The 6757-nt window shown below is 43.6% G+C and carries 5 protein-coding genes; 3 read left to right on the top strand and 2 right to left on the bottom strand.

What is annotated here, in order from left to right:
- Positions 1–145: 145 nt before the first annotated feature.
- Positions 146–745, bottom strand: a complete 600-nt coding sequence (locus BCT49_RS01920; protein ID WP_017109688.1) for a CoA pyrophosphatase — start codon at positions 743–745, stop codon at positions 146–148.
- 340 nt (positions 746–1085) lie between these two features.
- Here BCT49_RS01920 and BCT49_RS01915 point away from each other — a divergent pair, with 340 nt between their 5' ends.
- Both BCT49_RS01915 and BCT49_RS01910 read left to right on the top strand, forming a co-directional pair.
- Entirely contained in the window at positions 1086–1628 is a 543-nt protein-coding gene (locus BCT49_RS01915) for a heme NO-binding domain-containing protein (protein WP_102433926.1), read from the top strand.
- 1 nt (position 1629) lies between these two features.
- On the top strand, positions 1630–3348 hold the full coding sequence (locus BCT49_RS01910) for an ATP-binding protein (RefSeq protein ID WP_102433925.1): 1719 nt from the start codon (positions 1630–1632) through the stop codon (positions 3346–3348).
- 152 nt (positions 3349–3500) lie between these two features.
- Here the strand turns inward: BCT49_RS01910 and pabB are convergent, their stop codons facing one another.
- Positions 3501–4889 carry an aminodeoxychorismate synthase component I gene (gene pabB, locus BCT49_RS01905; RefSeq protein WP_102433924.1) on the bottom strand — a complete coding sequence of 463 codons (1389 nt, stop codon included), beginning with the start codon at positions 4887–4889 and terminating at the stop codon, positions 3501–3503.
- 253 nt (positions 4890–5142) lie between these two features.
- Here pabB and BCT49_RS01900 point away from each other — a divergent pair, with 253 nt between their 5' ends.
- A complete protein-coding gene (locus tag BCT49_RS01900) occupies positions 5143–6663 on the top strand; it encodes a fumarate hydratase (protein WP_102433923.1) in 1521 nt (506 codons plus the stop codon).
- Positions 6664–6757 lie beyond the last annotated feature (94 nt).

The following is a 6757-nucleotide window of genomic DNA, read 5'->3' as shown; positions in this document are numbered from 1 at the left end:
TAAGCGGAGAAGAGCCGTTTTTGTTATGCGAAAGGCGGGGTTGCTCAGATTTATACCAGGGAAACGTTTGCGTAAAATTGGATTAATAAATCTGTTCCATGGAAAGGCTGGATTTTGTTAACAGAGATTAAACAAAACGTAGTTGCTATGTAATTTGTTGCACTACATGCTGCTGCAGAGATTGGATGATTTGAGCCGTAACGCCCCATATTAGGTGCTCTTCGAAGGGCATGGCAAAAACACGGTGTTTGATTTTCTTAAAGTTAACGGTGTGGCTATGAAGTTTAGCTTGGTCCAAAACATAGGTGGCAGGAACCTCAAAAATAGAGGCAACTTCGTTCTGATCAATAACCGCTTTGTAATCAGGATCGACCATTGCAACAATCGGTGTCACAGAAAATTTACTAATGGTACTCAATGCTGGTAATTGCCCAACAATTTTAACCTGATCCGATCGAATTCCCACTTCTTCATGCAGTTCTCTTAGTGCAGTGAATTGCATAGAAGGGTCCGATTGTTCATGTTTTCCCCCAGGGAAGCTGATTTGGCCGGGGTGGTGCTTAAGATGTGCTGCTCTTTTAGTAAAAATGACATGTAAACCGTCTTCTCGTTCAACTAAACCAACCACAACTGCAGCCTTACGAAGTTGCTCCCCACTAATATGAGAAACACGCTCTACAGATTCAGGGTGGTAACCAACCGTTGGGTTAAGTTGGAACTGTTGAAGGAAGTTGTCTTTATTCATGTCATGCCAATATATTGATTATTATGATTTTAAGTATAGGCATAACACCGAGTTGAAAGCCAATTTCACTGCTCAGCTCGTTTGGCGTAGTTTTTTTATACTTGACCTGTTTGTTTACTCTCTTGTGGGTATCAATAGATAGCATCGCCAATCAATAGAGAAGCTTGATGGGCTTTATCTTAAATTCTCAGGTTTTTGCTATATTCAATATGGGCATATGAGCCTGTAAGCGTTACTCATGTCATATAATTGAGTGGTTAAACGTAGTTTTTGTCCTTAAGAATTTGATAACACTCACTTAGTGGCTCATTCTAAAAAGAAATAGAAGAAAAGGTATGAGATGAAAGGAATCATATTCACCGAATTTTTGGAACTTGTTGAAGATAAGTTCGGGTTAGAGCTTTTGGAAGAAGTTTTAGAAATGTCAGAAGACGAAGGGATCTACACATCGGTCGGAAGTTACGACCATAAAGATCTCGTGAAACTCATTATTAATCTAAGTAAGAAGACCGATATCGATGCAGGGTGTTTGCAACGCGTATTTGGCCAGTCGGTATTTAAGAACCTATTAGCCTCTTTACCGAACAAAGCCAGCCTTGCACATAGCAATACGACTTTTCAATTTATCCAACACGTAGAGCGCTATATTCATGTAGAAGTGAAGAAGCTCTATCCCGACGCTGAGCCACCAGAATTCAGTTTTCTTACCACTACCGAAGCACAGCTCGTTTTTGACTACAAAAGCGCTAGGTGTATGTCTCATGTTTGTCTGGGGTTAATTGAAGGGTGTGCCGAACATCATGGTGAGTCAATTTTGGTAGAAATGACACCTCAGAATGATGACCAAAGTGTGGTTAGGTTTAATTTAAAAGTCGAAAAGTAATATGGATCTGGCATCTGCCTTAGAAAAGAAGCTTAAACGTCAGGTAGCGGCGCGAAAAGCGGCTGAAGCATTGTTGGAACAAAAGAGCCTTGAATTGTTTGAGGCTAACCAACAGCTTGAGCTTGCATTGCGCCAGCTAGAGAAGCGTTCGAATGCGAACATACGTCGTATTGAGTTTCAGGAACAGATCGACAACTTGTTGATTGATTTCGGGCGCGCCTTTCTTAGGAACGATCTCAACGATGTAATGCTTTCAGAGTTAACCACTAACGTGACCAACAGTTACCTGATTGAAGCCAGTCGTTTGATTTTGCCTCCCAAGTTACTTCCTCAGTTACAAACCTACGATTATGGTGACGAAATGGTCGAGGTGCTAGAACACGACATTCAAGAACCCCATTGGCAAGGCAATGTGCTGAGTGTGCCATTAGAGGTCGAGAATGTGATTGTCGGCGTCTTAATCGTCCAAGTTAGATTGCTGGACCAAGACTACGAGTTTATCCAGAGCCAACTGTTACTCGTGACTGACCTTATCTGTAGTGCATTAACCCATCAACTGACCATCAACCGAAATATCGAATCTCGCCAACGTGCCGAAGAATCCGAAAGGGCGACGCGCGATTTCGTCGCGATGATCAACCATGAACTAAGAACTCCGCTAAACGGCTTACTAGGTAGTGCTGAGTTGATCAGTGATACCGAGCTGAACTGTTCTCAGCGTGAGATAGTGAACAACCTAAGTCAATCTGGTGAATTTCTAAGAACCATCATTAATGACCTACTGGATTACAGTAAAATTAATGCAGGGATGCTGGAGCTTATTCCTAAGAAATTCGCCCTACACGATTTGAGAAATACGATTGAAAGTATCTTCATCAACCGAGCGATTGAGAAGCAGCTTAAATTCAAGATCACTATTGCGCCAGACGTACCGACTCATTTCAATGGTGATTTAGAACGTATTACTCAACTGTTCGTAAACTTAATTGGCAATGCAATCAAATTTACAGAACACGGGCATGTCAAAGTCGATATTAAGTGGGAAAACAACCAGTTCGTTTTCTCTGTGGAAGATACCGGTGTCGGTATAACCGAATCCGCCCACAAAACACTGTTTGAACCTTTTACCCAGGCTGACAATTCAAGTAGCAGAAACTACGAAGGCACGGGGCTTGGTTTAGCGATTTGTCGTAAGTTGGTGGTGTTGATGAATGGTGATATTGGCGTTACCAGTGTCTTTGGTTCTGGTACTACGTTTACTATCTCAGTTCCGCTTCAAGTTATCGACGTCCCAGTAGAGAGCGATTGTGTGGCTAAAAGCTTCGAATCAGAGGTCGAACTGTCTTTACTTAAAGTTCTAGTGGTGGACGATATTAAGATGAACCAAATCATCATCCAACAGATGCTACGTAAATATGAGATAGAGCCGACCATCGCCGGTAATGGAGTCGAAGGACTGGAATTGGCCTCTGATAATGAATATGACATCGTGTTTATGGATTGCAGGATGCCAGTTATGGATGGTTTTGAAGCGACACAAAAGCTTAGAGAGAAAGGCTACACTAAGTCAATTGTGGCACTCACCGCCGGAACGACACTTGAAGAGCGTGAGCGTTGCATTAAGTCTGGAATGGATGACATCCTCAGCAAACCCTATACCTCGAACGATCTTAAAGATATGCTCAGGAAGTGGGGTATTGCACCAGCTGCTGTTATTTAGTGTTAATACATCCGTATTGGCTCTTATCTAAAAACAGAAAACCCTAAGCTATCTTGGATGGCTTAGGGTTTGTTTTATTTAATGACTTAGATTGGCTAACACGCCGCTAAGTTATGTTTGGATATTTACGTTTGGGTAGTTACCGATTTAGATTAGCATTCTTCAAGCACTGGCAAGATACGACTCAGTTTATCGAGTGTTTCTTGATATTCAGAGGCACAATCACTATCAAATACCACACCACCGCCAGCCCATGCGTAAAGGGCATTATCTTCCGCCACTAAGGTACGAATCGTAATACTGGTATCCATTCTGCCATTACGGCTGATATAACCAATACTGCCACAGTAAGCTGAACGTCGATGGGGTTCTAACTCTTCAATGATCTGCATTGCGCGAACTTTCGGAGCGCCCGTAATCGAACCGCCAGGGAAGCAGGCTCTCAATAAGTCAGTTGCTGAGTACTGAACATCTAACTCTGCTCTAATCGTACTGACCAAGTGGTGCACGGCAGGAAAGCTTTCAATATCAAACAATTTAGGGACGTGAACCGACCCCGGCTTTGCAACTCTACCGATGTCATTGCGCAGTAGGTCGACGATCATCAGGTTTTCAGCCTGATCTTTTTCTGCTGCCGTTAAGTCTTGAGCATTGGCGTTGTCAATCATAGGGTCTTCAGAACGAGGACGAGTGCCTTTGATCGGCTTAGTTTCAATGGTGCCACTATTGAGCTCTAAGAATCGTTCAGGAGAGACACTTAAGATTGCAGAGTGTTCAAGACGAATAAAACCAGAAAACGGCGCCGAATTGTATTGCTCTAACTTTTCATAAGCGAGCCATTCGCTGCCTTGGTAATCGGCACGAAAACGCTGAGCAAGGTTTATCTGATAACAATCACCCGACAACAAGTACTCTTGAACGCTATCGAACTTATTGGCATAACTCTGCTCGGTCATGTTGGATTGCCATGGGGTGGTTAATCCAAACTTCTGGTGAGCTTGTTCTGCTTGTTCGTTTTGCGACGGTTGTTGAGTCAACCAATCCCAATGAGTATCAATGTTTTGCCCAACAAGGAACGCAGCTTTAAGCTTGTGATCAACAATCACAGCCCATTCATACAATCCAACCGCCATGTCTGGCGCAGAAATATCACGCTTAGCAAGAGAGGGCAGAGCTTCTACTCGTCGCCCTAAATCGTAACTGAAATACCCTAAAGCGCCGCCAATGAAAGGCAGTTCAGGATGCTCACTGGTTGCGGGTAGCAATTGCTGCTGATATTGGTCGAGTAGTTCGAAAGGGTCTGACTCTGAAACCTCGCACGTCTCATTAACATTAACGGTCGTTTTTACACCGATTGTCTCGAAGGTGGCGATGGGTTGAGCAACTAAAATGTCGTATCGACTATCGACGTGGCTTTCTGAGGCAGAGCGTAATAGCATTGCCCACGGCACGCTTTCAATATGAGAAAACAGCTGTTTAGCTAAAGTTGATTGATATTCAAGCGGCTTGATTTGGATAGAGTGAAATTCGTTGTTATTCATTTGTTTAATTTGTGACAAAGAGTTCGATCACTGCATGGCGTGTGAGAGGAAGCAAGAGTATCATAAATTGAAAATAAAATGGGTTCTTGATTAGAACGGTGCAAACCACATGGTTTAGTTTAAAGCTATGCAAGCGATTGCTAAAGCAACTAAATACAGCTCAACATAATAAAAAGCTAAGCCAACTAGTCCGGTTAGACAAAACAGTCAAACCAAGAACCCACATGGAACCAGAACAATAAAGAGGCATGCAATGACGGTTATTCGTAAGCAAGATGTGATCAGCAGTGTCGCTGACGCACTTCAGTACATTTCTTATTATCACCCTTTAGACTTTGTCCAAGCCCTAGAAAAAGCGTACGAGAAAGAAGAGAGCCAAGCAGCAAAAGATGCGATCGCTCAGATTCTTATTAACTCGCGTATGTCTGCGGAAGGCCATCGTCCAATTTGTCAGGATACAGGTATTGTTACTTGTTTCGTGAACATCGGTATGGATGTTAGGTGGGAAACGGATCAAACAGTACAACAGATGGTTGATGAAGGCGTTCGTCAAGCTTACAACAACCCAGATAACCCATTGCGTGCATCTGTCCTAATGGACCCTGCAGGTAAGCGTATTAATACTAAAGACAACACGCCAGCGGTTGTTCACATTAATATGGTTCCTGGCAACAAAGTTGAAATTCAAATCGCGGCAAAAGGCGGCGGTTCTGAGAACAAAACTAAGATGGTTATGCTGAACCCTTCTGATGATATTGCAGAGTGGGTAGAGAAGACGCTGCCAACAATGGGCGCGGGCTGGTGTCCACCGGGCATGCTAGGCATAGGCATTGGTGGTACGGCTGAAAAAGCAGCGGTACTAGCAAAAGAATCTCTGATGGAACACATCGATATTCAAGAGCTTATCGACAAAGGTCCAGAGAACGCTGAAGAAGAGCTTCGTTTAGACATCTTTAACCGTGTAAACAAACTGGGTATTGGCGCACAAGGCCTTGGCGGTCTAACGACTGTTGTTGACGTGAAAATCAAAACAGCACCAACGCACGCTGCATCTAAGCCTGTTTGCTTGATCCCGAACTGTGCGGCAACGCGTCACGTTCATTTGACGCTAGACGGCAGCGGCCCTGCAGAGCTAACACCACCTAAATTAGAAGAGTGGCCAGATATTACTTGGGAAGCAGGCGCAAATACACGCCGTGTTAACCTTGATGAAATTACTAAAGAAGACGTTCAAGAGTGGAAGACCGGCGAAACGGTTCTTCTATCAGGCAAGATCTTAACCGGTCGTGATGCTGCTCATAAGCGTATTCAAGGCATGCTTGAAAGTGGTGAAGGCTTACCAGAAGGCGTCGACCTGAGAGGTAAGTTCATTTACTACGTAGGCCCTGTTGATGCAGTAGGCGATGAAGCGGTAGGTCCTGCTGGCCCAACAACGTCTACTCGTATGGATAAGTTCACCGACATGATGCTAGAAGAAACCGGCATTATGGGCATGATTGGTAAAGCAGAGCGTGGCCCTGCAACCGTTGAATCAATTAAACAACATAAGTCAGTTTACCTAATGGCCGTTGGCGGCGCCGCTTATCTTGTGGCAAAAGCGATTAAGAAAGCACGTGTTGTTGCGTTTGAAGATCTCGGTATGGAAGCGATCTACGAATTTGAAGTTGAAGACATGCCAGTAACGGTAGCGGTTGATTCTAATGGCGTGAACGCACACCAAATCGGTCCTGATACTTGGAAAGTGAAAATTGCAGAAGCTGAAAAAGCCAAATAAGAATTGGCATCAGCGTTTGAATCACGACTTTTCATAGAAAGTTAAATACAAAAGTGCAGCATTATCTGCACTTTTGTCTTATTATCAATGATAT

Source organism: Vibrio lentus (assembly GCF_002875945.1).
Taxonomy (GTDB): domain Bacteria; phylum Pseudomonadota; class Gammaproteobacteria; order Enterobacterales; family Vibrionaceae; genus Vibrio; species Vibrio apostichopi.
Note: the sequence above shows the minus strand (reverse complement) of the source record. Positions and strands in the feature narration are given on the sequence as shown.